The 25,213-nt window shown below is 61.7% G+C and carries 25 protein-coding genes and 1 riboswitch; of the genes, 6 read left to right on the forward strand and 19 right to left on the reverse strand.

What is annotated here, in order from left to right; translation table 11 throughout:
• Positions 1–128: 128 nt before the first annotated feature.
• Positions 129–3,599: a PAS domain-containing hybrid sensor histidine kinase/response regulator gene (locus J5M72_RS15355; protein WP_207866234.1), complete on the forward strand. Its 3,471-nt coding sequence runs from the start codon at positions 129–131 to the stop codon at positions 3,597–3,599.
• Positions 3,600–3,608: 9 nt separating this feature from the next.
• Here J5M72_RS15355 and rmuC read toward each other — a convergent pair whose 3' ends face one another.
• On the reverse strand, positions 3,609–4,973 hold the full coding sequence (gene rmuC / locus J5M72_RS15360; RefSeq protein ID WP_207866384.1) for a DNA recombination protein RmuC: 1,365 nt from the start codon (positions 4,971–4,973) through the stop codon (positions 3,609–3,611).
• A gap of 175 nt (positions 4,974–5,148) precedes the next feature.
• Complete coding sequence (locus J5M72_RS15365) at positions 5,149–5,472, reverse strand: sel1 repeat family protein (protein ID WP_207866236.1); 324 nt, start codon at positions 5,470–5,472, stop codon at positions 5,149–5,151.
• A 956-nt stretch (positions 5,473–6,428) separates the two neighbouring features.
• On the opposite strand from J5M72_RS15365, the gene J5M72_RS15370 reads away from it, so the two are divergent.
• From J5M72_RS15370 to J5M72_RS15380, 3 genes are all read left to right on the forward strand, one after another.
• Positions 6,429–6,653 carry a hypothetical protein gene (locus J5M72_RS15370; protein WP_007950419.1) on the forward strand — a complete coding sequence of 75 codons (225 nt, stop codon included), beginning with the start codon at positions 6,429–6,431 and terminating at the stop codon, positions 6,651–6,653.
• Positions 6,654–6,929: 276 nt separating this feature from the next.
• Positions 6,930–7,412 carry a hypothetical protein gene (locus tag J5M72_RS15375; RefSeq protein WP_085710598.1) on the forward strand — a complete coding sequence of 161 codons (483 nt, stop codon included), beginning with the start codon at positions 6,930–6,932 and terminating at the stop codon, positions 7,410–7,412.
• A gap of 146 nt (positions 7,413–7,558) precedes the next feature.
• Positions 7,559–8,830, forward strand: a complete 1,272-nt coding sequence (locus J5M72_RS15380) for an outer membrane protein transport protein (protein WP_169429482.1) — start codon at positions 7,559–7,561, stop codon at positions 8,828–8,830.
• Between the two features lie 97 nt (positions 8,831–8,927).
• On the opposite strand, the gene J5M72_RS15385 is transcribed toward J5M72_RS15380, so the two are convergent.
• The 14 genes from J5M72_RS15385 to cobO all read right to left on the reverse strand — a co-directional run bounded on the left by J5M72_RS15385 (position 8,928) and on the right by cobO (position 20,308).
• Positions 8,928–9,488: a glutathione peroxidase gene (locus J5M72_RS15385; protein ID WP_169429481.1), complete on the reverse strand. Its 561-nt coding sequence runs from the start codon at positions 9,486–9,488 to the stop codon at positions 8,928–8,930.
• Positions 9,489–9,539: 51 nt separating this feature from the next.
• Positions 9,540–9,665: a hypothetical protein gene (locus J5M72_RS29170; RefSeq protein WP_279382170.1), complete on the reverse strand. Its 126-nt coding sequence runs from the start codon at positions 9,663–9,665 to the stop codon at positions 9,540–9,542.
• Positions 9,662–10,870: an MFS transporter gene (locus tag J5M72_RS15390; protein ID WP_169429480.1), complete on the reverse strand. Its 1,209-nt coding sequence runs from the start codon at positions 10,868–10,870 to the stop codon at positions 9,662–9,664. Before J5M72_RS15390 ends, J5M72_RS29170 begins: the two co-directional genes overlap by 4 nt.
• 54 nt (positions 10,871–10,924) lie before the next feature.
• Positions 10,925–11,329: a MarR family transcriptional regulator gene (locus J5M72_RS15395; protein WP_169429479.1), complete on the reverse strand. Its 405-nt coding sequence runs from the start codon at positions 11,327–11,329 to the stop codon at positions 10,925–10,927.
• Between the two features lie 43 nt (positions 11,330–11,372).
• Positions 11,373–12,104, reverse strand: coding sequence for an adenosylcobinamide-GDP ribazoletransferase (locus J5M72_RS15400; protein ID WP_169429478.1), 732 nt, complete (start codon positions 12,102–12,104; stop codon positions 11,373–11,375).
• A gap of 1 nt (position 12,105) precedes the next feature.
• Positions 12,106–12,681 carry an alpha-ribazole phosphatase family protein gene (gene cobC, locus J5M72_RS15405; RefSeq protein WP_207866238.1) on the reverse strand — a complete coding sequence of 192 codons (576 nt, stop codon included), beginning with the start codon at positions 12,679–12,681 and terminating at the stop codon, positions 12,106–12,108.
• Positions 12,678–13,733: a nicotinate-nucleotide--dimethylbenzimidazole phosphoribosyltransferase gene (gene cobT / locus J5M72_RS15410; protein ID WP_207866240.1), complete on the reverse strand. Its 1,056-nt coding sequence runs from the start codon at positions 13,731–13,733 to the stop codon at positions 12,678–12,680. Before cobT ends, cobC begins: the two co-directional genes overlap by 4 nt.
• A complete protein-coding gene (gene cobU / locus J5M72_RS15415; RefSeq protein WP_207866242.1) occupies positions 13,730–14,251 on the reverse strand; it encodes a bifunctional adenosylcobinamide kinase/adenosylcobinamide-phosphate guanylyltransferase in 522 nt (173 codons plus the stop codon). Before cobU ends, cobT begins: the two co-directional genes overlap by 4 nt.
• Before the next feature lie 99 nt (positions 14,252–14,350).
• The gene (locus J5M72_RS15420; RefSeq protein ID WP_207866244.1) at positions 14,351–15,853 is read right to left on the reverse strand and encodes a cobyric acid synthase; all 1,503 of its coding nucleotides are present in this window, start codon (positions 15,851–15,853) and stop codon (positions 14,351–14,353) included.
• Positions 15,850–16,860: a threonine-phosphate decarboxylase CobD gene (cobD, locus tag J5M72_RS15425; protein WP_207866246.1), complete on the reverse strand. Its 1,011-nt coding sequence runs from the start codon at positions 16,858–16,860 to the stop codon at positions 15,850–15,852. The genes J5M72_RS15420 and cobD overlap by 4 nt, the downstream gene beginning before the upstream one ends.
• Positions 16,853–17,761, reverse strand: coding sequence for an adenosylcobinamide-phosphate synthase CbiB (gene cbiB, locus J5M72_RS15430; protein WP_207866248.1), 909 nt, complete (start codon positions 17,759–17,761; stop codon positions 16,853–16,855). The genes cobD and cbiB overlap by 8 nt, the downstream gene beginning before the upstream one ends.
• Positions 17,758–18,408, reverse strand: a complete 651-nt coding sequence (bluB, locus tag J5M72_RS15435) for a 5,6-dimethylbenzimidazole synthase (RefSeq protein ID WP_207866250.1) — start codon at positions 18,406–18,408, stop codon at positions 17,758–17,760. Before bluB ends, cbiB begins: the two co-directional genes overlap by 4 nt.
• Positions 18,405–19,700, reverse strand: coding sequence for a cobyrinate a,c-diamide synthase (locus J5M72_RS15440; protein WP_169429470.1), 1,296 nt, complete (start codon positions 19,698–19,700; stop codon positions 18,405–18,407). The genes bluB and J5M72_RS15440 overlap by 4 nt, the downstream gene beginning before the upstream one ends.
• Positions 19,697–20,308 carry a cob(I)yrinic acid a,c-diamide adenosyltransferase gene (cobO, locus tag J5M72_RS15445; RefSeq protein WP_007950401.1) on the reverse strand — a complete coding sequence of 204 codons (612 nt, stop codon included), beginning with the start codon at positions 20,306–20,308 and terminating at the stop codon, positions 19,697–19,699. The genes J5M72_RS15440 and cobO overlap by 4 nt, the downstream gene beginning before the upstream one ends.
• An 80-nt stretch (positions 20,309–20,388) precedes the next feature.
• Positions 20,389–20,615: riboswitch (cobalamin riboswitch) on the reverse strand.
• Positions 20,616–20,781: 166 nt separating this feature from the next.
• Between cobO and J5M72_RS15450 the strand changes: the two genes are divergently transcribed.
• Complete coding sequence (locus tag J5M72_RS15450) at positions 20,782–21,366, forward strand: hypothetical protein (protein ID WP_169429469.1); 585 nt, start codon at positions 20,782–20,784, stop codon at positions 21,364–21,366.
• Between the two features lie 66 nt (positions 21,367–21,432).
• Positions 21,433–22,746 (forward strand): sorbosone dehydrogenase family protein, encoded by a 1,314-nt coding sequence (locus J5M72_RS15455; RefSeq protein WP_207866252.1) that lies wholly within the window; start codon positions 21,433–21,435, stop codon positions 22,744–22,746.
• A 70-nt stretch (positions 22,747–22,816) separates the two neighbouring features.
• Here J5M72_RS15455 and J5M72_RS15460 read toward each other — a convergent pair whose 3' ends face one another.
• The 3 genes from J5M72_RS15460 to hda all read right to left on the reverse strand — a co-directional run bounded on the left by J5M72_RS15460 (position 22,817) and on the right by hda (position 25,111).
• Complete coding sequence (locus J5M72_RS15460; protein WP_169429467.1) at positions 22,817–23,353, reverse strand: C40 family peptidase; 537 nt, start codon at positions 23,351–23,353, stop codon at positions 22,817–22,819.
• 218 nt (positions 23,354–23,571) lie between these two features.
• Positions 23,572–24,192 carry an NlpC/P60 family protein gene (locus tag J5M72_RS15465; RefSeq protein ID WP_207866254.1) on the reverse strand — a complete coding sequence of 207 codons (621 nt, stop codon included), beginning with the start codon at positions 24,190–24,192 and terminating at the stop codon, positions 23,572–23,574.
• 214 nt (positions 24,193–24,406) lie between these two features.
• A complete protein-coding gene (gene hda, locus J5M72_RS15470) occupies positions 24,407–25,111 on the reverse strand; it encodes a DnaA regulatory inactivator Hda (RefSeq protein ID WP_025111852.1) in 705 nt (234 codons plus the stop codon).
• Positions 25,112–25,213 lie beyond the last annotated feature (102 nt).

Raw genomic sequence — 25,213 nt, forward strand, 5'->3', positions numbered from 1 at the left:
AACTGCCCGGCTCTGTTCCTGCGACACCCCGCCACGCCACGACCTTGGTCGACACTGACTAACCGCCGCGCCCGTGCGAGACTGTCTGACCGGGCGCAAGTCCGGTCGTTTTCTGTCGGGAGTGTTCCATGTCGTTGTCCACCGGGCTGATCGCCGCCGTCGCCCTGGCCTATATGGCCATCATGTTCGCCATCGCCTTCTACGGCGACCGCCGCAGCGCACCGTTGCCGCCGCGGATGCGTGCCTGGGTGTACAGCCTGTCGCTGGCAGTCTACTGCACCAGCTGGACGTTCTTTGGCGCGGTCGGTCAGGCCGCCGAACAGCTATGGTCATTCCTGCCGATTTACCTCGGGCCGATCCTGCTGTTGCTGGGTGCGCCGTGGGTTCTGCAAAAAATGGTGATGATCAGCAAGCAGGAGAACATCACCTCCATCGCCGACTTCATCGCCGCCCGTTACGGCAAATCCCAATCGCTGGCGGTGGTCGTGGCGCTGATTTGTCTGGTGGGCGTCCTGCCTTACATCGCCTTGCAGCTCAAGGGCATCGTCCTGGGCGTGAACCTGCTGATCGGCGCCGGTGCCGATGCCATGGGCACCCGCGCCCAGGACACGGCACTGATCGTGTCACTGGTGCTGGCGTTGTTCACCATCGTTTTCGGTACGCGCAACCTCGACGCCACCGAACACCACCGGGGCATGGTGCTGGCGATTGCATTCGAGTCGCTGGTCAAGCTGTTCGCCTTCCTCGCCGTCGGCGCCTTCGTCACTTATGGCCTGTATGACGGCTTCGACGACCTGTTCAATCAGGCAATGCTCGCCCCGCGCCTTGAGGAATACTGGAAAGAAACCATCAACTGGCCGTCGATGGTGGTACAGACCGGCGTAGCGATGATGGCGATCATCTGCCTGCCCCGGCAGTTCCACGTGACGGTGGTGGAGAACATCGACCCGCAGGATCTGCGCCTGGCCAAATGGGTGTTCCCGGCCTACCTCGCACTGGCTGCGCTGTTTGTAGTCCCGATCGCTCTGGCCGGTCAGATGATGCTGCCCAGTTCGGTCATCCCCGACTCCTTCGTGATCAGCCTGCCATTGGCCCAGGCTCACCCGGCGCTGGCCATGCTGGCGTTTATCGGCGGCGCCTCGGCGGCCACCGGCATGGTGATCGTGGCAAGCGTGGCGCTGTCGACCATGGTGTCCAACGACATGCTGCTGCCATGGCTGTTGCGCCGCAACAATGCCGAGCGGCCGTTTGAAGTGTTCCGCCAGTGGATGCTGTCGGTGCGTCGGGTCAGCATCGTGGTGATTCTGTTGCTGGCTTACGTCAGCTATCGCCTGCTTGGCTCTACCGCGAGCCTGGCGACCATCGGCCAGATCGCGTTCGCCGCCGTGACCCAACTGGCGCCGGCGATGCTCGGCGCGTTGTACTGGAAACAGGCCAACCGCCGCGGCGTGTTCGCCGGCCTCGCCGCCGGCACATTCCTGTGGTTCTACACCCTGATCCTGCCGATCGCTGCGCGCAGTCTCGGTTGGTCGCTGGACACTTTCCCCGGTCTGGCCTGGCTGCACAGCAATCCACTGAACCTACCGATTACCCCGCTGACCCAAGGCGTCGTGCTATCGCTGGCGGGTAACTTCACATTGTTCGCCTGGGTCTCGGTACTGTCGCGCACCCGGGTGTCGGAACACTGGCAGGCCGGACGCTTCATCGGCCAGGAAATCAGCGCCCGACCCAGCGCACGCTCGATGCTGGCGGTACAGATCGACGACTTGCTGCAACTGGCGGCGCGCTTTGTCGGTGAAGAACGTGCGCGGCAGAGCTTCATTCGTTTCGCCTACCGCCAGGGCAAAGGCTTCAACCCGAATCAGAACGCCGACGGTGAATGGATCGCCCATACCGAGCGTTTGCTGGCCGGTGTCCTGGGTGCTTCTTCGACACGGGCTGTCGTAAAAGCCGCCATTGAAGGTCGGGAGATGCAACTGGAGGATGTCGTCCGGATCGCCGACGAAGCCTCGGAAGTGTTGCAGTTCAACCGCGCCCTACTGCAAGGCGCCATCGAGAACATCACCCAAGGCATCAGTGTGGTCGACCAGTCGCTGAAACTGGTGGCCTGGAACCGGCGTTATCTGGAGTTGTTCAATTATCCGGACGGCTTGATCAGCGTTGGCCGACCGATTGCCGACATCATTCGCTACAACGCCGAACGCGGTCTGTGCGGCCCCGGCGAGGCAGAGGTTCACGTTGCCCGGCGCCTGCACTGGATGCGTCAGGGCCGCGCCCACACCTCCGAACGCCTGTTCCCTAACGGCCGGGTGATAGAACTGATCGGCAACCCGATGCCCGGCGGCGGTTTCGTCATGAGTTTCACCGACATCACCGCGTTCCGCGAAGCCGAACAGGCACTGACCGAGGCTAACGAAGGGCTGGAACAACGGGTCAGCGAGCGGACTCAGGAACTGTCGCAACTCAACGTCGCGCTGACTGAGGCCAAGGGCAATGCCGAGGCGGCCAACCAGTCGAAAACCCGCTTCCTCGCGGCGGTCAGCCACGACTTGATGCAACCGTTGAACGCCGCACGGCTGTTCTCCGCCGCCCTCTCCCACCAAGAGGACGGCTTGAGCGGTGAAGCACAGAAACTGGTGCAGCATCTCGACAGCTCGCTGCGCTCGGCCGAAGACCTGATCAGCGACCTGCTGGACATTTCCCGTCTGGAGAACGGCAAGATCAATCCGGATCGCAAGCCGTTCGCGGTCAATGAGCTGTTCGACACCCTCGGTGCCGAATTCAAGGCGCTCGCGCAGGAACAGGGCCTGAGCTTCCGGGTCCGCGGCAGTCATTTGCGCATCGACAGCGACATCAAGTTGCTGCGACGGATCCTGCAAAACTTCCTGACCAACGCCTTCCGCTACGCCAAAGGCCCGGTCTTGCTGGGCGTACGCCGGCGACAGGGCGAGATTTGCCTGGAGGTGTGGGATCGCGGTCCAGGGATTCCGGAAGACAAGCAACAAGTGATTTTCGAAGAATTCAAACGCCTCGACAGCCATCAGACCCGCGCCGAAAAAGGCCTGGGCCTGGGCTTGGCGATCGCCGACGGCTTATGCCGGGTGCTCGGGCACACCTTGCGCGTGCGTTCATGGCCGGGGCGCGGCAGTGTGTTCAGTGTGCGGGTGCCGCTGGCAAAGACGCAAACCGCGCAGCCGGGCGCTGCGGTCGAACTCAACGGCAAACTGCACAGCGGCGCACGGGTGCTGTGCATCGACAACGAAGACAGCATCCTGATCGGCATGAACAGCCTGCTCACGCGCTGGGGTTGTCATGTGTGGACGGCGCGCAACCGCGAAGAATGTGCGGCGCTGCTCAACGATGGCGTGCGGCCGCAACTGGCGCTGGTGGACTTCCACCTCGATCACGGTGAAACCGGCACCGACCTGATGGCCTGGTTGCGTACGAGACTGGGCGAACCGGTGCCCGGGGTGGTAATCAGCGCCGACGGGCATCCGGAAACCGTGGCCCTGGTGCACGCGGCCGGGCTGGATTATCTGGCCAAACCGGTGAAACCGGCGGCGTTGCGGGCGTTGTTGAGCCGCTATTTGCCGCTCTAAAAGAGTGGCTTATTCAGGCAGTTCGACCAGGCCGTCGGAATCGGTCATGGCGCGCTCCAGCAGATCCGCCGGCAGGCTCTTGCTCGCTCGTGCGCCGAGCAATTTCAGCTGTTCACTGCGACTGACCAGGTTGCCGCGCCCCTCTGTCAGTTTGTTTCGTGCTGCGCTGTAGGCTTTATCCAGTTGCTGCAGACGATTGCCGACTTCGTCCAGATCCTGAATGAACAGCACGAACTTGTCGTACAGCCATCCGGCTCGCTCGGCGATTTCCCGGGCGTTCTGGCTCTGGCGTTCCTGTTTCCACAGGCTGTCGATGACCCGCAGGGTGGCGAGCAGCGTGGTCGGGCTGACGATCACGATGTTGCGGTCGAAGGCTTCCTGAAACAGCGCCGGCTCGGCTTGCAGCGCCGCGGAAAACGCCGCTTCGATGGGCACAAACAGCAAGACGAAATCGAGGCTGTGCAGCCCTTCAAGACGCTTGTAGTCCTTGCCTGCCAGGCCTTTGACGTGGCTGCGCAGCGACAGCACATGCTGCTTCATGGCGATCTGGCCGATGGCATCGTCGTCGGCCGCCACATATTGCTGATACGCCGTGAGGCTGACCTTGGAGTCGACCACTACCTGCTTGTCGCCCGGCAGGTAAATGATCACGTCCGGCTGGAAGCGCTCGCCGTCCGGGCCCTTGAGGTTGACCTGTGTCTGGTACTCGCGGCCCTTCTCCAGCCCGGCATGTTCCAGCACTCGTTCCAGAATCAGTTCGCCCCAGTTACCCTGGGTTTTCTGGCCTTTCAGGGCACGGGTCAGGTTGGTCGCCTCATCGCTCAGGCGCAGGTTCAGTTGTTGCAGACGCTCAAGCTCCTTGGCCAGGGAGAAGCGCTCGCGGGCTTCGGCCTGATAGCTTTCCTCGACCCGTTTTTCAAAGGACTGGATGCGTTCTTTCAAAGGATCAAGCAACTGCCCGAGGCGCTGCTGGCTGGTTTCGGCGAAACGCTGTTCACGCTCGTCGAAGATCTTGCCCGCCAGTTCGGCGAACTGGGCGCGCAACTCGTCGCGGGAGCCTTGCAGGTCATCGAGACGTTGTTGATGGCTTTCCTGCTGCTCGCGCAATTCGGCATTCAGTGAAGCGGCCTGAGCGTCCAGACGTCGCAGCTCGGCTTCCTTGCTGGCGCGCTCGAGATTCCAGGCATGGGCGGCGTCACGGGCGTCGTCGCGCTCGATCTGCAACAGTTCGACTTCCCGGCGCACGGCCGCGAGATCGGCTTGTTTGGAGGCATTGGCCTGGCCAAGGTCGGCGATTTCGTCGCGACAGGCTTCAAGCTGGGCATTGAGGCCGTCCTGGGCCATTTGCGCCATGGCCAGTCGCTCTTCGAGCAACGCAACTTCAGACTCGCCATGACTGGCCCGGCGCTGCAGTTGCCAGGCCAGCGCCAGCAGCGGCAAGGCCGCGCCTGCCAACCCGAGCAAGATGCTGGTCAAGTCCATCGCCATAGTCATTCCCGCCGATCCGATAAAGCCTGAAGGTTAACCAAGGCGTCAGGTCTTGGACAGCTCAGTCTTCGATCAGGCCGAGTTCCTGTTGTGCACGCCGGTCACCCGCACGGGCGGCCTGACGCAGCAGGTCCTGCCCGATGCGGCGATCCCGGGCATTGCCGCACTCACGACACATCAACTGTCCGAGACGGCTTTGCGCCACAATCACGCCTTCGCGGGCCGGTTGCTTGAGCAGTCGGCCGGCGAGGTGCTTGGCATTCTGGCTGTCGCTCAGGCGCGGGCTGTCGAGCAGCCATTCGGCCACACGTACGGAAAATCGCTTGGGGGCGGTAACACGAGGGGGTTGGGAAGTAACAGAATCTGGAGCTGAGCGAAACTTCATAAAGCACTGTGGGGCAGATCGGAAGGCGCGCCACTCTACTCTTTTTTTCGCACAGGTAAAGTCGAAAAAAATCCCGGCACGCCCGTACTAGAGCAAGCGCTCGGGACAATCCACAGAAGCTGTGGATAACTCAGTGGACAACCCCTCTCGACACGCCGCAAAGCCTTGTGGAATGGGGCCCGCAGTCAAACTGACGATTTTTTCACCAGTAAAAAAAAGCGATGTTTTTCATTGACTTAAACTTTCGTTACAGGCAGCCATCGGGGTCAGGAACGATGTGACAGTGTGGTTACCGTCTGCGCAACTAATGTGCACAAGTACCTGTTACGCGGTTATATCGATGCGCTTTTTCGGGTCGTTCCGGCATTCTGATTGGGGATAAGCGGCTGCGATGCAACCACTTCGCCGCCCCCGCTAGACGACCGACGGTCGGGATGTGAGCCAAATCGGGGCGCGGCCGGTGCCGGAAGAACATCCCGCAGGTTCATTTTAGAAATGAGGTTTGCCTTCCTCGATGCGTTCCGTTAGTATCCGCGGCGTTAGTACCAAGCTGAAAGTCAATTCCGGTCGAACAAACCCCCACGGTCAGCCTTCCTTCACAGAAGCCTCCACCGATAAAAGCGGGTCCGACCCCTCGATGGTTTCCAGGTAAATCTTGCGACGACACAGCCTTTGAATCGAATACAAAGGGTGTTGCGAAGACCACTTACTCTGACCGAACCAACCTGCAAATTGATCAGGATCTTCACCCCGGGCCCAGAACCTCTGCCCTCGATGTGTTGCCTGTCCTCCTAAGTACCTACCTGCCAGCCCAAGCGCGCCAACTTTTCAGCGCTTCAAACTGGCTGCTTTGTTCCAGTCGGGTTCTTCGTTCGACCAATGGTGGTCTGCGTTACTGGAACGTTTTAACGTTGCACGGTTCTTATCCGTGTCATTTGTAGGAACACCTAATAACTATGTCTACTCAAATCCAGACTCAGGATGCCATTCGCACCCTAACCAACGCTTTTGCTCCAATGAACTGCCTGATCATGGCCGCTCGCAAAGGCTGCTTCAGCTTCACCGTGGTCAATGAACACGGGATCGCCCGCCACAGCGAGCGTCTGTACCCCGATCAGTACTCCAGCGCCGAACCGCTGCAGGCCGTGATCGATCGCACGCGTCAGGCATTGATCGCCTGAGAGGCCGAAGTGGCTGCAAAAGCAAAAGCCCCGCTTGAAACGCGGGGCTTTTTATTGCCCGATGTTTCTCTTTTTACCGCTCACGGTTAAGCACCAACCGATATAACGGTTATAACTGCTCGCCGGAAATATTTTAAAAACAGGCCTTTACGGCGCGAATATGACACTACACTTCAACTCAAGCGGCTTGATCCGCTTTCGGCGGGCCTGATTCGATTCACAGCTGCCAAGCTCCCCTTCAGGCCTCGCCGCCCAATAACAAGAACCGAGGGTTTTATGGGTATCGCTGCCAGCGAACTGTGCCGCTATGTGATCCGTCCAACGCTGATTTATCTGGGACGTCACTGCGCCACCGCCGAATCCCTGCTGCTGGGCATCGCCGCCAGTCAGTCCGCCCTGGGTTCCGCCCTGCATGACCGCCGTGGCCACGGCCTGTACCGGATTGCCGAGCATCGCCACCAGGCCCTTTGGGACCATTACCTGGCGCTCGATCCGGAGCGCGCCAGCCTGGTTCGCGGCCTGGCCAGCCAGCATGCCTTTCTCAGCAGTCCGCACCTCGAACTGACCGTCAACCTGCGTTACGCCACCGCCATCGCCTGGCTGCTGGTGGAAGAACAGACCCCCACCCTCCCCGACCCGGACGACCTGCTCGCAATGGCCCGCATCTGGCGCCAGACCTTTCAACCCCAGGGTCGTCTGCGTGACTTCACCTGTGCCTGGCAGACCTGTGTTTCACCGCTGAATCAGGTCGCGTGCTGACTCGTCAGTTTCGCAAGATCGTCCAACGGGTCGCGAATCTGGTCGGATTGTCCTACAAAACCGCTCTAACTCAGGCTTTAGGGACTATAGCGCTGGGACGAAAATGTTGGTAATTTCCGCCCCGGTGATCACCAGGAGTTCTAATAATGAAAAAAGTAATGCTCAAAACCACCATCAGCCTCGCCGTTTCCCTGGCATCCACGCAGATTTTCGCCGCTGGCTTTGCCATCAACGAGCACAGCATCAGCGGGATGGGGACTGGGTACGCCGGGCGATCTTCTTCTGCCGACGATGCAAGCACTGTTTATGGCAACCCTGCCGGCATGTCGCGTCTCACTCGCGAACAAGTCACCGGTGGTGTTGCATTCCTCGATGCCAAGACCGATATCAGCGACGCCAGCTCCAGCCCCAACGGCGGCAGCAACAAAGGCGACATGGTGCCCTTCACCTCAGTTCCTATGGGTTTCTACGTCAAGCCAATCGATGAGCATTGGGCATTCGGCCTGGGTGTGTACGTACCCTTCGGCCTGATTACCGACTATGAAAAAGGTTTCGCCGGCCGCTACTTCGGCAGCAAGTCCGAAGTACAGGTCATCACTTTCCAGCCAACCGTCAGCTACAAGTTCAACGATGTGGTATCGGTCGGTTTCGGTCCGACCATCAACCGTATCGACGGCACCCTGGAATCGAACCTGTCGATCACTCAGGCCCTGCCGGACGGCAAGGTCAAGATCAAGGGTGATGACACCGCGCTGGGCTACAACATCGGTGTGCTGGTACAAGCGACCGACACCACTCGACTGGGTCTGACCTACCATTCCAAGGTCGACTACAAGCTCGAAGGCAACACCAAGGTCAACTACGGCGCACTGGCCGCAGTCGGTCTGGGTGCCAGCCAGAAGTACGACGCTTCGCTGAAGATCACCACGCCTGAATCCGTGGACTTCTCGGTTACCCAGGCGATCAACGATCGCTGGAACGTCTATGCCGGTACCACCTGGACCCGCTGGAGCCAGCTGGAAAAGATCACCGTCAAGAACTCCGGTGTCCAGCCGCTGCTGGCCGGCCAGTTTGGCGAAATCACCGAAGAGCAGAACTGGCATGACAGCTGGGCTTACGCCATCGGTACGTCCTACCAGTTGAACAAGGAATGGGTACTGCGTACCGGTCTGACCTTCGACCAGTCGCCGACCAACAACGTCGACCGTTCGCCGCGCATCCCTACCGGTGACCGGACCATCTTCAGCATCGGTGCCGGCTGGAGCCCGACTGACGACCTGACCATCGACGTCGCGTACTCGTACCTGAAGGAAGAGGCCGTCAAGGTCCACAACGAAAACAATCGTGGCCAGACCTACGATGCCAAGTATGAAAACTCGGCAAACGGTTTCGGTGTCGGCGCGACCTACCGCTTCTGATACTGTACGGCGAGGCTGAGCTCTTTACCATTTGAGGCCTCGCCCATTAAAAAGCCCCGCTCTCTTCACAGAGGCGGGGCTTTTTAGTGGGCGTCGATCAGGGTTTCAGGGGTTTTGAGGCGATGGCTTTCTCGATAGCCGCGAGAAACTCCGGATCATCCGGCTTGGTCAGGCTGGAAAAGTTGGCGATCACCTTGCCCTGGCGATCAACCACGTATTTGTAGAAATTCCACTTCGGTGCGCTGCTCTGTTTTGCCAGCACCTGGAACAAGTGAGTCGCATCGTCACCCCGCACCTTCTGCGGCTCGGTCATGGTGAACGTCACGCCGTAGTTGGCGTAGCAGACCTTGGCGGTCTCGGCGCTGTCCTTGGACTCCTGCTTGAAGTCATTGGAGGGCACGCCGAGCATTTCCAGCCCTTGCGCCTTGTAGCGCTGATTGAGCGCTTCGAGGCCTTCGAATTGCGGGGCGAAACCACAGAAGCTGGCGGTGTTGATCACCACCAGCGGCTTGTCGGCGTAGCGCTGGCACAGGTCGATGGATTCCTTGGCCCGCAACCTGGGCAACGAACCTTGCAACAGATCCGGACAGTCCGCGGCCTGGGCCAGTCCGGTCAACGCCATCAGCAACACAGGAACAGCACACCAGCGCTTGAGCATGTCGGGCATCCTTGAGAGTCGTCAGAACCCGACGTTACTCGCCACCAAAGCCTACAGGCAAGCACCCATGCCCAACTGCATCAGTGCCAGGCCACCCTGGTGCCAGCCCCACCACACCAGCGCCAGCAACGCGGCGCCCAGTGCAGTGATAGCGACTTGCGGCCAGATCCGCTTCATGCTGCGCTCGTACGGACCTGCAGACGCGCGACCGGGCGCTCGCGCACCGGCCAGTTCAGCGCGGCCGCCAACAGGCTCAAGAGAATCGCCACTTGCCAGATCAAGTCATAACTCCCGGTCCGGTCATACACCACCCCGCCCAGCCAGCCGCCGAGGAACGAACCTAACTGATGGAACAGGAACACGATCCCCCCGAGCATGGACAGGTTTCGCACGCCAAACAGAGTCGCCACCGTACCGTTGGTCAACGGCACCGTCGACAACCACAGGAAGCCCATGGCCATACCGAACAGATAAGCCGATGTGGTCGTCACCGGCAGCCACAGGAACAGCACGATCACCACCGCGCGCAGCAGGTACAGGCCGGTCAACAGTCGCGGCTTGGACATGCGCCCGCCGAGCCAGCCGGCGGTGTAGGTGCCGAAGATATTGAACAACCCGATCAACGCCAGCACCGTGGTGCCGACGGTGGCCGGCAGATGCTGGTCGACCAGATAGGCCGGCAGGTGCACGCCGATAAACACCACTTGAAAACCGCAGACGAAGAAACCGAACGCCAGCAGCCAGAACCCGGAATGCGAGCAGGCCTCGCGCAGGGCTTCGGACAGGGTTTGTTCGTGGCCGAGCACCGGCAGCGGCTTGTCCTTGAGCATGCTCACCAGCGGCACGATCAGCGCCACCAGCAGGCCCAGCACAAGCAATGCCGCCGACCAGCCGAGCCAGCCAATCAGCCCGAGGGTGCCCGGCAGCATCGCGAACTGGCCAAAGGATCCGGCGGCGCTGGCAATGCCCATGCCCATGCTGCGTTTCTCCGGCGGCACGGCGCGGCCGACGACACCGAGAATCACCGAGAACGAGGTCCCGGACAGTCCGATACCGATCAACAGACCGGCGCTCAGGGACAAGCCCAAAGCGGTTTCCGACAGGCCCATGAACACCAGGCCCAAGGCGTAGAGCACACCGCCGATCAACACCACTTTCGCCGCGCCGAAGCGGTCGGCCAGCGCGCCAGTGAACGGTTGCGCCAGCCCCCAGATCAGGTTCTGCAAGGCGATGGCGAAAGCGAACACCTCACGGCCCCAGCCAAACTGGGCGCTCATCGGCGAAAGAAACAAACCGAAGCCGTGCCGCACGCCCAACGACAACGCCAGAATCAGCGCACTCCCCAGCAACACCCAACCGCACGTACGCCACATCGAACTCATTGTTATTCTCCAGTCGCGGGTATATACCCGCTTAGATTCGGAAAAAACCGGCCCTCAGGCCAGTTCATCCAATAGCCGCAGCAAGGTTTCACGCTTCTCGGCACCCAGTCGGTCGATCAACCGCTGCTGCGCCGCTTCCCAGGCCGGCAGGGCTGCTGCCAGGCGTTGCGCACCGGTTTCGGTGAGCCGGACAATGCGGTTGCGCATGTCTTCGCCCTCAGCCAGCGCCACCAGCCCTTCGCCTTCCAGTACCCGCAGATTGCGTCCGAGAGTGCTGCGATCCAGGCCCATCGCTTCGGCCAGCTCGGAGATGCTCGGCTGATCCAGCCGCTGCAGATTGCACAGCAGAGAATACTGGGCAACGTTGATCCCGAAGCCGTCGAGAGCGCCGTCGTAATGCCTGCTGACGCCACGAGCGGCGCGACGCAGGTTGATGCACAAACACTGAGAAGGAAGCATGATGCGTGTATATACCCGCGAGTCTGTCAAATCAAGTTACAGATCAAAACAAGGCCAGCCCGACCAGCACCGACATTTCCAATAATTCCAGCAGCGCACCGGCCGTATCGCCCGTGGTTCCGCCCAGGCGCCGCACCATCAAATGTCGCAGCCAGATGAACACGACGACCGCCAGCAGCAACGCCACGACAGCATTGAACCCGGCAATCACCACGCACACCGCCGCACTCACCGCCAGCACCTGCCAACCCGTCTTGCGCGGCAGATGATCGGCCAGCGCCTGACCCAACCCGCCGGCCCGCACATAAGTCGTGGTGAGGAACAGCCCGAGCAGCGCCGCCCGCCCGATCAGCGGCACGATGATCAATGCCATGCCCTGCTGTTGTTCGATCAACGCCAGCAACGCGGCAAACTTGAGCAACAACACCAGCACCAGCGTCACCACGGCAATCGGCCCGCTGCGCGGGTCCTTCATGATTGTCAGCGTACGCTCGCGATCACCGAAACCGCCGAGCCACGCATCGGCGCTGTCCGCCAGCCCATCAAGGTGCAAAGCACCGCTGAGCAGCACCCAAACCGTCAGCAACAACGCGGCATGCAACAGCAATGGCGTGCCGGCCAAGGCAATGTTCAGTGCCCAGAGAATCACCCCGAACAGCAAGCCCACCAGCGGATAGAACAGCAGCGAGCGGCCGAGTTCTTCGGGCGCCGGCATGCCCGGCAGGCGAATCGGCAAGCTGCTGAGAAATTGCAGAGCGATCCACAGGGGCAGCATGTCAGCACACTTCCCTGAGCGAACCGTCGGCCTCGACGATCAGCGAAAACAGCGCGCCGTGACCCACTTCGACATTCAGCAACTGCTCACGAGGCAAACCACGGGCCCGGGCCAGCAACAGACGCATCACGCCGCCATGGCTGATCAGCAACACCCGCTCCCCCGCGTGCGCCGCATGCAGTCGCATGACCGCCGCCAGCACCCGCGCAGAAAACTCGCTGACAGGCTCACCCTGCGGCGGGGTAAACCCATACGGATCCGCCCAGAACAGCCCAAGCGCTTCGGCATCGGTTTCCATCAGCGCCGCCGCGCTCTGCCCTTCCCAGGCACCGAAATGCAGCTCTTGCAGATTCTTGTCCAGAGATACTGGCAGATCCCGCTGCGCGCTCAGCTCTTCAGCAAACCGCGCACAACGCTGCAACGGCGAACTGACCAGCCGATCCCACGGCCCCTGCCCGCTCACCGCCTCGCGCATCTGCGCCCAGCCTTTTTCGGTCAGCGCGTCGTCGAGGCTGCCGCGCAGGCCACCGCCGAGTTCGGTTTCACCGTGGCGCAGCAGATCCAGACGCAAGGTCATGCCGGACGATCCGCCACCGCGGCCTCGGCGAAGGTCGCCATCTGGCCGTGCAGATCACAGGCCAGACGCAACAACGGCACCGCCAGCGCAGCGCCGCTGCCCTCGCCCAGACGCAGGCCCAGTTCAAGAAGCGGCTCGGCACTCAGAGTTTCCAACACATGACGATGGCCCGGCTCGGCGCCGCGATGACCGAACAGCAGCCACTCACGGCAAGCCGGATTCAGACGCACTGCCACCAGCGCAGCGACCGTGCAGATGAAGCCGTCCACCAGCACCGCCACACCTTCCTGAGCACAGGCCAGATACGCGCCGACCAAAGCCGCAATCTCGAAGCCGCCGAGATTGAACAGGGTCTGCAGCACGTCCCCACGCTGCGCCGCGTGCAACGCCAGCGCCCGCTCGATCACCTGCGCCTTGTGACTGACGCCTTCGGCATTCAGCCCGGTGCCGGGACCGGTCAGGTGTGCCACCGGGCAATCGAGCAGCGCACAGGCCAGCGCACTGGCGGCCGTGGTGTTGCCGATGCCCATTTCGCCACCGATGAACAATTGCGCGCCCGCCGCCTTCGCGCGCAGCACACTGTCGCGACCGCCCTGCAAGGCGAGTTCGCCCTGTGCCCGAGTCATCGCCGCACCCTTGGCGAAATTCGCCGTGCCCTGGCCGATATTCAAGTGGCGCACGCCCGGCAGGTTCAGCGACGGGGTCACGGTACCCAGATCCACCACTTCCAGTTGCGCACCGAGCTGCCGCGCCAGCACGCTGATCGCCGCGCCGCCGCTGACGAAATTCAGCAGCATCTGCCCGGTGACTTCCTGCGGAAACGCGGAAACCCCTTCGGCGACAACGCCATGGTCGCCGGCAAAAATCGCGATCCAGACCTGATCGAGTTTCGGCTTGATCTGCCCCTGCAATCCGGCCAGTTGCACTGCTACAGATTCCAGTCGCCCGAGGGAGCCTGCGGGTTTGGTCAATTGCTGTTGACGGGCTGCCGCGCTTTCAACGGCGTCCGTATCCACCGGCTTGCACGGGTTCAGCCACCAGGCTTGAGTCATAACGCAGGTCCTTTCAGAGTCAGGGGCAGGCCGGCGACGGTCAGGACGACTCGCTGACAACGCTCGGCCAGAGCTTGATGCAGCCAACCGGCTTCATCGACGTAGCGGCGAGTCAATTCGCCCAGCGGCACGACACCCATTCCGGTCTCGTTGCTGACAAAAATGATTTCACCCGGCAGCGACGCCAGGCATTCAAGCAGGGCTTCGCGCTCGGCGGCGAGGCGTTCGGCGTCTTCGAGCATCAGCAGATTGGTCAGCCACAGCGTCAGGCAATCTACCAACAGGCAACGCTCGGCACTGGCGTTCTCGCGCAGCACCCGGGCCAGCTCCAGCGGCTCCTCGATCAACGCCCATTCGGCGGGACGACGGGCACGGTGATGGGCGACGCGTTCATTCATCTCGCCATCCAGCGGCTGACTGGTGGCGATGTACGTCACGGCCAGCGCGCTGTCAGTGGCGAGCTTTTCGGCCAGGCGACTTTTGCCGGAGCGGGCGCCGCCGAGGATCAACTGGAGCATGGAGGCATCCTGAAAAAAATTCGTTGAGACAACTGACCTCTTCGCGGGCAAGCCCGCTCCCACAATGGATGTCGGCCGGACATGGCACTTGAGTACACCTCAACACCCTTTGGAAGCGGGCTTGCCCGCGAAGAGGTCATCACATCCGGCCTGGATACCACAGAGTTCACACAACAGCCCGGTATCCAGGTGCTTCTCCACCAGATCCGCCAAGCGCTCGATATCGCGTTCGCGCAGGCCGTGGTAATCCACCTCCTGCACATCGTTCAGACCGGCCCAGCGCAACAGCGCCGCACTGGCCGCCGGCGATTCGAACAGGCCATGCAGGTAGGTACCGAAAATCTGCCCGTCGAGACTTTGCGCGCCATCACAGCGGCCGTCATCCAGATGGACGGCAGCGTTTTCCAGCGCAGCCCCTGTCGTCACGCCAGCATGGATTTCGTAGCCGCTGACCTCGGCATCTTCCAGCGCCAGACGCCCGCGCACATTGCGCAATTGCTTCTCGGCTTCGAGCTGCGTTTCAAACGCCAGCAGCCCCAGACCGGCGCTGGAGCCCGGTGCGCCTTCCAGGCCGAGCGGATCATGCACCTGCTCGCCGAGCATTTGCAGACCGCCGCAAATCCCCAGCAGCTTGCCGCCATAGCGCAGATGACGGCGGATGGCGGTTTCCCAGCCATTGGCGCGCAAATACGCCAGGTCACTGCGCACGCTTTTCGATCCCGGCAGGATGATCAGATCGGCCGGCGGAATCGTTTGCCCCGGGCCGATGAATTGCAGGTCAACCTGCGGATGCAGTCGCAGGGGATCGAAATCGGTGTGATTGCTGATGCGCGGCAGCACCGGCACCACCACTTTCAAGACTTGCTCGGCCTTGTCGATCTGGCGCTGGTCGATGCCGTCCTCGGCTTCCAGATGCAGGTCCATCACGTACGGCAGCACGCCCACCACCGGTTTGCCGGTGCGCTGCTCCAGCCAGTCGAGGCCCGGTTGCAGCAAGGCGATATCGCCACGGAAGCGGTTGATGATGAAGCCCTTCACCCGTGCCTGTTCGCTCGGCGACAGCAGTTCCAGCGTGCCCACCAGATGGGCAAACACGCCGCCCCGGTTGATGTCCGCGATCAACAGCACCGGGCAATCCACCGCTTCGGCGAAGCCCATGTTGGCGATGTCACCGGCGCGCAGATTGATCTCCGCCGGCGAGCCCGCGCCCTCGACCATCACCAGCGGATACGCAGCGCTCAAGCGCTCGTGAGAGGCCAGTACGGCCTGCATGGCGATGGCTTTGTAGTCGTGATAGGCGACGGCGTTCATGCTGGTGACCGCACGTCCATGGATGATGACCTGGGCACCGGTGTCACTGTTGGGCTTGAGCAGCACTGGATTCATGTCGGTGTGTGGCTCGAGAAACGCCGCCTGCGCCTGCACCGCTTGCGCCCGGCCGATCTCGCCGCCGTCGGCGGTCACTGCGCTGTTGAGCGCCATGTTCTGCGGTTTGAACGGCACTACGGCAACGCCCTGACGGGTTGCCCAACGGCACAGCGCCGTCACCAGCGTGCTTTTGCCGGCGTCGGAGGTGGTGCCTTGCACCATTAACGTAGTCATGCGGGTTTCTTGTCCATAGAGCGGTCCATGGCAAACGCTTGCAGGGCCTGCTCAAGACGCGCTTCATCGGCGACATTGGCGGGCAGACCGAAACGCAGGCTGCTGTTGTGCGTGAAGAGACGCAGGAGGATGCCGCGACGGGCCATGAATTCGTGCAGTGCGTGAGCATGCTCGGTGATCAGCCACTGAAACAGCGCACAGCCGCCCTGAGGCTTGAAGCCATAGCGTTCGAGCAGTGCAGCCAGCCGTTCGCTGGCTTCGTCACTGCGGATCCGCTGGCGGGTATGACCTTCAGTGTCTTGCAGGCAGGCCTGCCCCAATACCCGGGTCGGCCCGCTGACGGCCCAGGGCCCGACCTGCTCGGCCAGCAATCTGAGCAGCTTGCGCTCCGCCAGCACGAACCCGAGTCGAACACCGGCCAGACCGAAAAACTTGCCGAACGAGCGCAACACGATCAACCCCACCTGATGCGCATGCGGGGCAAGGCTTAACTGCGGCGTGTTGTCCATGAACGCTTCATCAACCACCAGCCAGCCGCCGCGCTGGGCCAGCCGTGCGTGCCAGTCGAGCAGGCGCGCCGGAGTCAGGCTCAGGCCGGTGGGATTGTTCGGGTTGACCACCACCAGCACGTCGAGGCCGTCGAGGAAGAAATCGACTTCCTGCTCCAACACTTCGCGGACGATGTAACCGCTGCGCCGCCAGGCTTCGCCATGCTCGGCATAACACGGCGACAGCACGCCAACCTTGCCGGCCCGGCGCAATCGCGGCAACAACTGGATGGCCATCTGCGAACCGGCCACCGGCAAAACCTGCGCGGCGCCGTAGTAGTCGCACGCGGCCTGCTCCAGACCGTCATCGGATTCCGGCAAGCGCGCCCAGGCCCGCAGCGGAATTTCCGGAACCGGAAACGGCCACGGCGCCAGACCGGTGGACAAGTCGAGCCAGTCTTCTTCCGCGATGCCGTATTCAAGCGCCGCCCTGCGCAGCCGGCCACCGTGCTCAAGCATAGAATTCAGCCCCCACGCAGAGAATCAGCAGCCATAACCATACCCCGCGCTGAACCAATTGCCAGCCGCGATCGATGGAATCGGCATCCGCCGGCGCACCCTCGCCCAGTTGCGCACGCTCGTGCAGCTCGCCGTGATAGATCGCCGGCCCGCCCAGCTCCACGCCCAAGGCACCTGCGCCGGCGGCCATCACCGGGCCGGCGTTCGGGCTGTCCCATTTCGGGCCTTGGGTGCGCCAGCATTTCAGCGCGAGTCGGGTGTTGCCGAGCAGCGCGTAGGTCAACGCCACAAGCCGCGCGGGAATGTAGTTGAGGACATCGTCGATTTTTGCCGCGGCCCAGCCGAAACGCTCGAAGCGTTCGTTGCGATAACCCCACATCGCGTCGAGGGTGTTGCTCAGACGATAGAGCACCACGCCCGGAACACCGGCCACGACAAACCAGAAGATTGCAGCGAACACCGCATCGCTGCCGTTTTCCAGCACCGACTCGGTGGCGGCACGGGCGACAGCCGTGCTGTCCAGCTCACTGGTCTGACGGCTGACCAGGTAACCCACGCGCTTGCGCGCCTCTTCCAGGTCATCGCTGCGCAAAGCCTTGGCCACCGGCTCGACGTGCTCACCGAGACTGCGCATGCCGAGGGCGCAATACAGCGCGATGATCTCGACAACCCAGCCCACATAAGGCGCCCAGGACAATGCCGTGGCAATTAACGTCAATGGCAGCACCGCGATCACCCAAGCAGTGACACCATGGCTGCGCCACCCACGCCCGCCGGTGTTGAAACGTTGCTCGATGCGCCCGGCAAAATTGCCGAACGCCACCAGTGGATGCCAGCGCTTCGGTTCACCCAGCAGCGCATCCAGCGCGACCGCGGCGACACTCAACAACGCCACACTCATTGACTCACTCCCCAGAAATTTTCATACAGCAGCTCATTGAGCGGACGCGCCTCCGCCCACCCTTCGAGTACCAGCATCGGCGCCGGATAGAATTCCTTGACCGGCCCCAGGCAAAGCACTGCCAGCGGCTTGGCCCCGGCCGGCAGTTTCAGCAGATCGGCCAGCGCCTGCGGCTCGAACAGCGACACCCAGCCCATGCCCAGGCCTTCGGCGCGCGCGGCCAGCCACAGGTTCTGGATCGCGCAGGACAATGAGGCCATGTCCATTTCCGGCAGCGTGCGACGGCCGAAAATATGCCGCTCGCGATCATCCATCAATGCGGCGACCAACACTTCGGCGCAGTCATTGATGCCTTCGACCTTGAGCTTCATGAACTCGTCGCTGCGCTCGCCCAGGGCTTGGGCGGTGCGCACGCGTTCTTCTTCAACCAGGTTCTGGATCTGGCTACGCAAAGCGCGGTCGCTGATGCGGATAAAGCGCCACGGCTGCATCAGGCCGACGCTCGGCGCCTGATGCGCGGCCTCCAGCAAACGACGCAACAGCTCAGGCTCGACCGTGCCACCGCTGAAGTGGCGCATGTCGCGGCGTTCGGCGATGGCGCGGTAGACCGCTTCGCGCTCGGTTTCAGTGAATGCGTTGTCGGTCATGGCACCAACAGTGCGGCAATCGCCGACGGATTCGATGGAAAGTAAAAATGCACGTACGAGGCGGTCATCCGCCCTTGCCGATACACCGCTTCGGCACCGCGCCCGCCATTGGGGCTGTGGCCACGGGCGATTGGCGTCAGTTCGGTGGTGGTCAGGGAGTGGTGATAGGTGTGGCCGCGCAACAGGCCTTCCGGCAGGTCGACCTCTTGCAAGGCCAGCGCGGCGAGGCGCTTTTGCATTACGGCATCGCCACTCAACAGGCCGACCAAGTCAGCGCGGGTGCCTTCGACATCGGTCAGCGAGCCGAGCAGGTACAGCATGCCGCCACATTCGGCGAGCAGCGGTTTGCCAGCGGCGTGATGCGCGCGGATCGCGTTGAGCATGTCGGCGTTCTGCGACAAGGCAACGTGGTGCAATTCCGGGTAGCCGCCGGGCAGGTACAAGCTGTCGGCGTCGGGCAATTGCGCATCGCGGATCGGCGAGAAGAAACTCAACTCGGCGCCCATCGCCCGCAACAGATCGAGACTGGCACCGTAGGTGAACGCGAAGGCTTCGTCACGGGCAACGGCAATTCGCACGCCTTCGAGCAACTTTTCAGTCTCAACGATTTCTGGCGCGGCGAATTCCACGGCCGGCGGCAGCGCTACCTCGCAGGTGCCGGCCAGCGCTTCGGCGGCGGCGTCGAGGCGCACGTCGAGGTCATTGAGTTCGCTGGCCTGCACCAGACCGAGATGACGGCTTGGCAGTTCGATCCCGGTTTCACGGGACAGCGCGCCGTACCAACGCAGGCCTTCGGTCAGGCTGCCTTCGAGCAATTGCGCATGGCGCACGGTGCCAACGCGGTTGGCCAGTACCCCGGCGAACGGCAGGTCCGGCTGATAACGCGCCAGGCCCAGGGCCAGTGCGCCGAACGTTTGGGCCATCGCGGTACCATCGATCACGCCGAGTACCGGCACGCCGAAATGCCGCGCCAGATCGGCGCTCGACGGCGTACCGTCAAACAAACCCATCACGCCTTCGATCAGGATCAGATCCGCTTCAGCGGCGGCTTCCCACAACAGACGTCGACTTTCCTGCTCGCCGACCATCCACATGTCCAGTTGATAGACCGGCGCACCGCTGGCGCGCTCGAGGATCATCGGATCGAGAAAGTCCGGACCGCACTTGAACACGCGAACCTTGCGCCCCTGATTGCGATGCAAACGGGCCAGCGCGGCGGTGACGGTGGTCTTGCCCTGACCGGAGGCCGGCGCGGCGATCAGTACCGCCGGGCAGTGACGTGGTTGATTCAAAGTTCGACGCCTTTCTGCGCTTTGATGCCGGCCTGGAAGGCGTGCTTGATCATGCCCATTTCGGTGACGGTGTCGCCCATCTCGATCATTTCCGGCTTGGCGGCGCGACCGGTGACGATCACGTGCTGCATCGGCGGGCGGGCCTGCAGATCGCTGAGCACCTGATCCAGATCGAGGTAACCGTGCTTGAGGGCGATGTTCAGTTCATCGAGCACCACCAGACCGATCGACGGATCACGCAGCAGCTCGCGGGACACTTCCCATGCAGCTTCGGCGGCGGCGATGTCACGCTGGCGGTCCTGGGTTTCCCAGGTGAATCCCTCACCCATCACATGGAAGCGCACCTGCTCCGGGAAGCGGCGAAAGAACAGTTCCTCACCGGTGCTGTTGCGGCCCTTGATGAACTGCACAACACCGCACTGCATGCCGTGACCCATGGCGCGGGCGAGCATGCCGAATGCCGAGCTGCTTTTGCCTTTGCCATTACCGGTCAGCACCAGCACCAGGCCGCATTCGTCTGGCGAATTGGCGATGCGCTCGTCGATCACGGCTTTTTTACGCTGCATGCGCGCGAGGTGACGCTCGTCGCGTTCGGGGGAATCAGTCATGGGGAAGCTCTCCGTTGAGGCTGGATAACGGCGGGCAGGCACAAGAACAGACGGCAACAAGCCTGGCATCGCCCACCGTGATGCCGCTGGATGGATCAGGCCGGTCTCCGGGCTCATGAGCGGCTGGTGCCTGGCTGCGCGCCTTCCCGCTGTTAAGCAGTGGCATCCGACGCAGCTTTTACTCATTTACCGTTGCGGGGGCAGCGCCGGGATCGTGAGGGTTCATCACTTGAAGACCCGCCTCACCGGCTTCCCTGTTTCACTCTGTCGACATGCGCCACAGAGCACCTGAAACAAGCCGCGAAGGTTAGAGGGTTGGGGGTGGAGCGTCAATTGAAGAGGGGCTTGTGCGGCGAATAACTGCCGCCGATCAATTAACTGACGCCAATCTTGTGCCACACTGCCAGCAGTGATATCAAAGAGCCATGCTTTTTGACTGCAGAGAGCACATCACAATAACAAGGGAGAGCACCATGCAAGGCATGATCATCAGCAATCCGCGGCTGGAATTCCTGCGCCCGGTGCTGGAACGCTGGTTTGACTGTATCGACCGCTACAACACCGTGCGTGGCGACAACGACACGCCCTACTGGCACGACGAAAAAGCCAACCTCGGCCTGCTGTCCGCCGCCGCATGGATGGCCGAACTGGTCACCCTGCGTGACACCGCCACCCGCAAACAAAATGAGGAAGGCGAACGCAATGCCCGTGCCGACCTGTTCCTGGCCGGCGCCGAAGATCGCGCTTACATTCAGGCAACCCAACGCTGGCCGCGCGTCAACAACCTGAATCTGACTCAGGCCCTGGCCGATATCACCAGCGATGCCAAGCGCATCAGCTACGCCAGCGATCTCAAACTCGGCTGCCTGTTCGTCGCTCCACAGAAAGCCCAGCACAGCGCCAGCCCGGAAGAACTGCAGGACATGGTCGACGACCTGCAAAAGGAACACACGTGCGCCGTCGCCTGGTACTTCCCCTACGCCTACCGCAAATTGCGCAGCGAGGCCGGCAACTACCATCCCGGCATTGCCGTGCTGTTCAAGGAGGCGCGCGGCTGAGCGGTTGAACCATCGGGCTCGCGCACTTCTCTATGATTAGGAATGCATTCATAGGGAAGATCAGTAATGCGCAAGCCCCAGCTCGTTTTCGTCATCGCACTCGCCGGAGGGCTCACCGCCTGTGGTGAATCCTCCAGCCTGCAAGTCTCGGACGGCACCGGCCCATCCCCCAAACTGCCCGAACCGAATAAAACCCTGATTCCGACGGTGAACATCGCCCCGGCGATCGGCTGGCCGGCCGGTGCGAAACCAACGGGAGCCGCCGGCACCCAAGTGGCCGCATTCGCCGAAAACCTCGATCACCCGCGCTGGCTCTACGTATTGCCCAACGGTGATGTACTGGTGGCGGAAACCAATGCCCCGCCGAAACCGGACGACAGCAAGGGCATACGCGGCTGGGTGATGAAGAAAGTCATGGGCCGTGCGGGCGCAGGGGTTCCCAGCCCGAACCGCATTACCCTGCTGCGCGATGCCGACCACGACGGCGTGGCGGAAACGCGCACAGTGTTTCTGCAGAACCTGAACTCGCCGTTCGGCATGACACTGGTCGGCAATGACCTGTACGTCGCTGATACCGACCGTTTGTTACGCTTCCACTACGAACCCGGGGCAACAGAAATCAAGAGCCAGCCAATCAAGGTCGTGGACCTGCCGGGCGGCCCGCTCAACCATCACTGGACCAAGAACGTCATTGCCAGCAAGGACGGCAGCAAGCTTTACGTCACCGTCGGCTCGAACAGCAACGTCGGCGAAAACGGCCTGGATCAGGAAGAGGGCCGCGCGGCGATCTGGGAAGTGGACCGCGCCACCGGCAATCACCGGATCTTCGCTTCAGGCATTCGCAACCCCAACGGCCTCGCCTGGGAACCGAAAAGCGGCGCGCTGTGGACAGCGGTAAACGAGCGGGACGAGATCGGCAGCGATCTGGTGCCGGACTACATCACCTCGGTAAAGGACGGTGGTTTCTATGGCTGGCCGTTCAGCTATTACGGCCAGCACGTCGATGTCCGCGTCGAGCCACAAAACCTGGACCTGGTGGCCAAGGCCATCGCCCCGGATTACGCCGTCGGTCCGCATACCGCCTCACTGGGCCTGACCTTTGCCGAGGGCAACACGCTGCCGGCCCAATTCAAGGAAGGCGCGTTCATCGGTCAGCACGGCTCGTGGAACCGAAAGCCCCACAGTGGCTACAAGGTGATCTTCGTACCGTTTAGCGCCGGCAAGCCGAATGGAACACCTGTAGACGTACTGACAGGCTTCCTCGACAAGGATGAAAACGCCCTGGGACGCCCTGTTGGCGTGGTGATTGATCGACAAGGCGACTTACTGGTGGCAGACGACGTCGGGAACAAGGTCTGGCGAGTGTCGGCAGCCAAATAGCCCGACCCTGAAACAAAAAAACCTGTGAGAGCCGATGCGCTCCCACAGGTTTTTTTATTGCTTCGAATGACTAAGGGTTATGCGCCAGATGCTCCGGCTGCAGAACGCGCTTGGCACTCAGATAGGCCTTCTGCCAATAGGCCTTCGACAGGCTGTCCAGCTTCACGGTACCGCCGGTGGCTGGCGCATGAACGAAGCGCCCCTCCCCGACGTAAATCCCCGCATGACTGACCTGGGAGCCGCCATTGGTAGCGAAGAAGATCAGGTCGCCGGTCTGCAGCCCTTCCTTGCCGACATTCGGCGCCTGCATGACGATCATCTCGCGGGTAGAGCGCGGCAGGCTGATGCCGGCAGCATCGCGGTAGACGAAGCCAATCAGGCCGCTGCAATCAAAACCGGAATCCGGCGTGTTGCCGCCCCAGCGATAAGGCGTCCCAACCAGCCCGAGCGCACGGAACAGCACGTCTTCGGCAGCGGGAGAAAAAGCCTGGGAGGATCCGAACACAACCGGCGCGCGAACCACGGGGGCTGGCGGCGGAGTGCGACTGGCGCAAGCGCTGAGCAGCGCTGCGAAGAACATCAGGGCAAGGCGGGCCGTCATCGTCATAAGCAGAACATCCTGATCTGGCTGCGGCTTTTACTGCCGATTCGACAGAAAACAAAACCGCCTGCGGGGGAACGCAGGCGGTTTGCCATCAATATAGATCAGGATTCTAGCGGCTACGCGGCAAACTTCAAGTAAGACTTTAACTTCACCTTGTAAAGTTTAAGTCTATTGCCCCTGAAGGACCGCTTGTCGCCACGAGCGTGGCGACATAGGCGTTATTACTTGCGAGCGGTAACCACGGTTGGAGCGTTCGCCAAAGCACGTTTGGCTTCGATGAAGGACTTGCTCCAGTAGCTGTCACCCAGACTGTCGATACGGACACCGCCACTGCGACGACTGCTGGAGTGGATGAACTGATTGTCGCCCAGATAGATCCCGGCGTGGCTTACACGACCGCGACGACCATTGGTGGCGAAGAACAGCAGATCGCCCGGCTCGAGGTTGCCGCGCGAAACCAGCGGGGCATCCACGTTGATCATTTCGCGAGTGGAGCGTGGCAGGTTCATGCCGGCTTCTTCGCGGAAGAGGTAGCCGATGAAACCGCTGCAATCGAACCCGGCTTCAGAGGTGCCGCCGAAACGGTAACGGGTACCGATCAGAGACATGCCGCGTTCAAGAATGCTGTCGGCCAGAACCGGAAGCTGGTAAGGCTTCTTGCCGTTGAAGTCGGCCAGTTCCTTTTCGGTGTCCAGCTCTTCCTGATAAATAACGGAAGACTGGGCGGTAGCAGAATTTTTAGCCTGCTGTTGCTGCTCTTGAGTAACAGGTGAATGAGCAGCGCAACCGAACAACAGGGTGACGAGTGCGAGAGGCACGAGGGGTGCGAAGCGCTTTAGCATGGGCACGACCGTGGCTGATAGTTGTAAAGAAGCCGAGACTATGCCCGCTATCAGCCTCATTTGCAAATTCAATCGATCTTTTTGTGACTTCTCGGTTTCTCGTTTACATCTAAGCGCTTAAGCCTATTTGAATCGAGACGCGGCCTGCGCAATGCACAGGAAAGCGGATTTTCTGGCGCCTGAAATATGCCGAAACCGGCTGAGAGCCCCGGTTTTACCAGCCCAGGGTTTCTTTCAGAAAGGGAATGGTCAGCTTGCGTTGAGCCTGCAAAGAGGCCTGATCGAGCTGCTCGAGCAGGTCAAACAGCGCGCTCATGCTGCGGGTACCGCGAGTCAAAATAAAATGCCCGACTTCGTCGGTCAGGTGCAGACCGCGACGGGATGCGCGCAATTGCAGGGCGCGCAATTTGTCTTCATCGGAGAGAGGACGCATCTGGAAAATCAGCGCCAGGGTCAGGCGCGATTTCAAGTCCGCCAGTTTCACCGGCAATTCACGTGGCGAGGTGGAGGCGGCAATCAGCAACCTGCGACCGCTGTCACGCAGACGGTTGAACAGGTGAAACATCGCCTCTTCCCAATCGGGCTTGCCGGCAATCACCTGCAGGTCATCCAGGCAGACCAGCTCGTACTGTTCGAGGTTGTCGAGGATTTCGATGCCGCGATCCATCAACTCGGCCAGCGGCAGGTACACCGCCGGTTCGCCCATCTGTTCGAAACGCAGGCACGCGGCCTGCAACAGATGCGTACGCCCCACCCCGTGTTTGCCCCACAGATAGATCAGGCTTTCGGTCCAGCCGGCGTCGGCTTCGCATAGACGCTCGACATAGCCGAGTGCAGCGGCATTGGCGCCTGGGTAGTAGTTGATGAAGGTGGCGTCGTCACGCAGACGCACACCTAGGGGCAGCTGAATCGGTTTCATGCTGACTGAACAGTTCCCAAGGAACCGTTAGTGGCCTCTGTGTAAAGTGTGCGAAGTTTATACCCGTGAAGCGGAGCGCACAATGCGACAGACCCCAAGCAA

The sequence above is a fragment of the Pseudomonas sp. 58(2021) genome, assembly GCF_017491585.1.
Lineage (GTDB): Bacteria > Pseudomonadota > Gammaproteobacteria > Pseudomonadales > Pseudomonadaceae > Aquipseudomonas > Aquipseudomonas fluorescens_BT.

Coding starts and splice junctions, on each gene's coding strand:
- J5M72_RS15450 (WP_169429469.1), top strand. CDS start 20,782: ATGCAAGGCATGATCATCAGCAATCCGCGGCTGGAATTCCTGCGCCCG.
- J5M72_RS15365 (WP_207866236.1), bottom strand. CDS start 5,472: ATGAAGTTTCGCTCAGCTCCAGATTCTGTTACTTCCCAACCCCCTCGT.
- J5M72_RS15380 (WP_169429482.1), top strand. CDS start 7,559: ATGAAAAAAGTAATGCTCAAAACCACCATCAGCCTCGCCGTTTCCCTG.
- J5M72_RS15395 (WP_169429479.1), bottom strand. CDS start 11,329: ATGCTTCCTTCTCAGTGTTTGTGCATCAACCTGCGTCGCGCCGCTCGT.
- J5M72_RS15385 (WP_169429481.1), bottom strand. CDS start 9,488: ATGCTCAAGCGCTGGTGTGCTGTTCCTGTGTTGCTGATGGCGTTGACC.
- bluB (WP_207866250.1), bottom strand. CDS start 18,408: ATGACCGACAACGCATTCACTGAAACCGAGCGCGAAGCGGTCTACCGC.
- J5M72_RS29170 (WP_279382170.1), bottom strand. CDS start 9,665: ATGAAGCGGATCTGGCCGCAAGTCGCTATCACTGCACTGGGCGCCGCG.
- J5M72_RS15455 (WP_207866252.1), top strand. CDS start 21,433: ATGCGCAAGCCCCAGCTCGTTTTCGTCATCGCACTCGCCGGAGGGCTC.
- cobD (WP_207866246.1), bottom strand. CDS start 16,860: ATGCTTGAGCACGGTGGCCGGCTGCGCAGGGCGGCGCTTGAATACGGC.
- cobC (WP_207866238.1), bottom strand. CDS start 12,681: ATGACCTTGCGTCTGGATCTGCTGCGCCACGGTGAAACCGAACTCGGC.
- J5M72_RS15370 (WP_007950419.1), top strand. CDS start 6,429: ATGTCTACTCAAATCCAGACTCAGGATGCCATTCGCACCCTAACCAAC.
- J5M72_RS15460 (WP_169429467.1), bottom strand. CDS start 23,353: ATGACGATGACGGCCCGCCTTGCCCTGATGTTCTTCGCAGCGCTGCTC.
- cobU (WP_207866242.1), bottom strand. CDS start 14,251: ATGCTCCAGTTGATCCTCGGCGGCGCCCGCTCCGGCAAAAGTCGCCTG.
- J5M72_RS15420 (WP_207866244.1), bottom strand. CDS start 15,853: ATGACTACGTTAATGGTGCAAGGCACCACCTCCGACGCCGGCAAAAGC.
- hda (WP_025111852.1), bottom strand. CDS start 25,111: ATGAAACCGATTCAGCTGCCCCTAGGTGTGCGTCTGCGTGACGACGCC.
- cobO (WP_007950401.1), bottom strand. CDS start 20,308: ATGACTGATTCCCCCGAACGCGACGAGCGTCACCTCGCGCGCATGCAG.
- J5M72_RS15375 (WP_085710598.1), top strand. CDS start 6,930: ATGGGTATCGCTGCCAGCGAACTGTGCCGCTATGTGATCCGTCCAACG.
- cobT (WP_207866240.1), bottom strand. CDS start 13,733: ATGACTCAAGCCTGGTGGCTGAACCCGTGCAAGCCGGTGGATACGGAC.
- J5M72_RS15390 (WP_169429480.1), bottom strand. CDS start 10,870: ATGAGTTCGATGTGGCGTACGTGCGGTTGGGTGTTGCTGGGGAGTGCG.
- J5M72_RS15400 (WP_169429478.1), bottom strand. CDS start 12,104: ATGCTGCCCCTGTGGATCGCTCTGCAATTTCTCAGCAGCTTGCCGATT.
- J5M72_RS15355 (WP_207866234.1), top strand. CDS start 129: ATGTCGTTGTCCACCGGGCTGATCGCCGCCGTCGCCCTGGCCTATATG.
- J5M72_RS15465 (WP_207866254.1), bottom strand. CDS start 24,192: ATGCTAAAGCGCTTCGCACCCCTCGTGCCTCTCGCACTCGTCACCCTG.
- cbiB (WP_207866248.1), bottom strand. CDS start 17,761: ATGAGTGTGGCGTTGTTGAGTGTCGCCGCGGTCGCGCTGGATGCGCTG.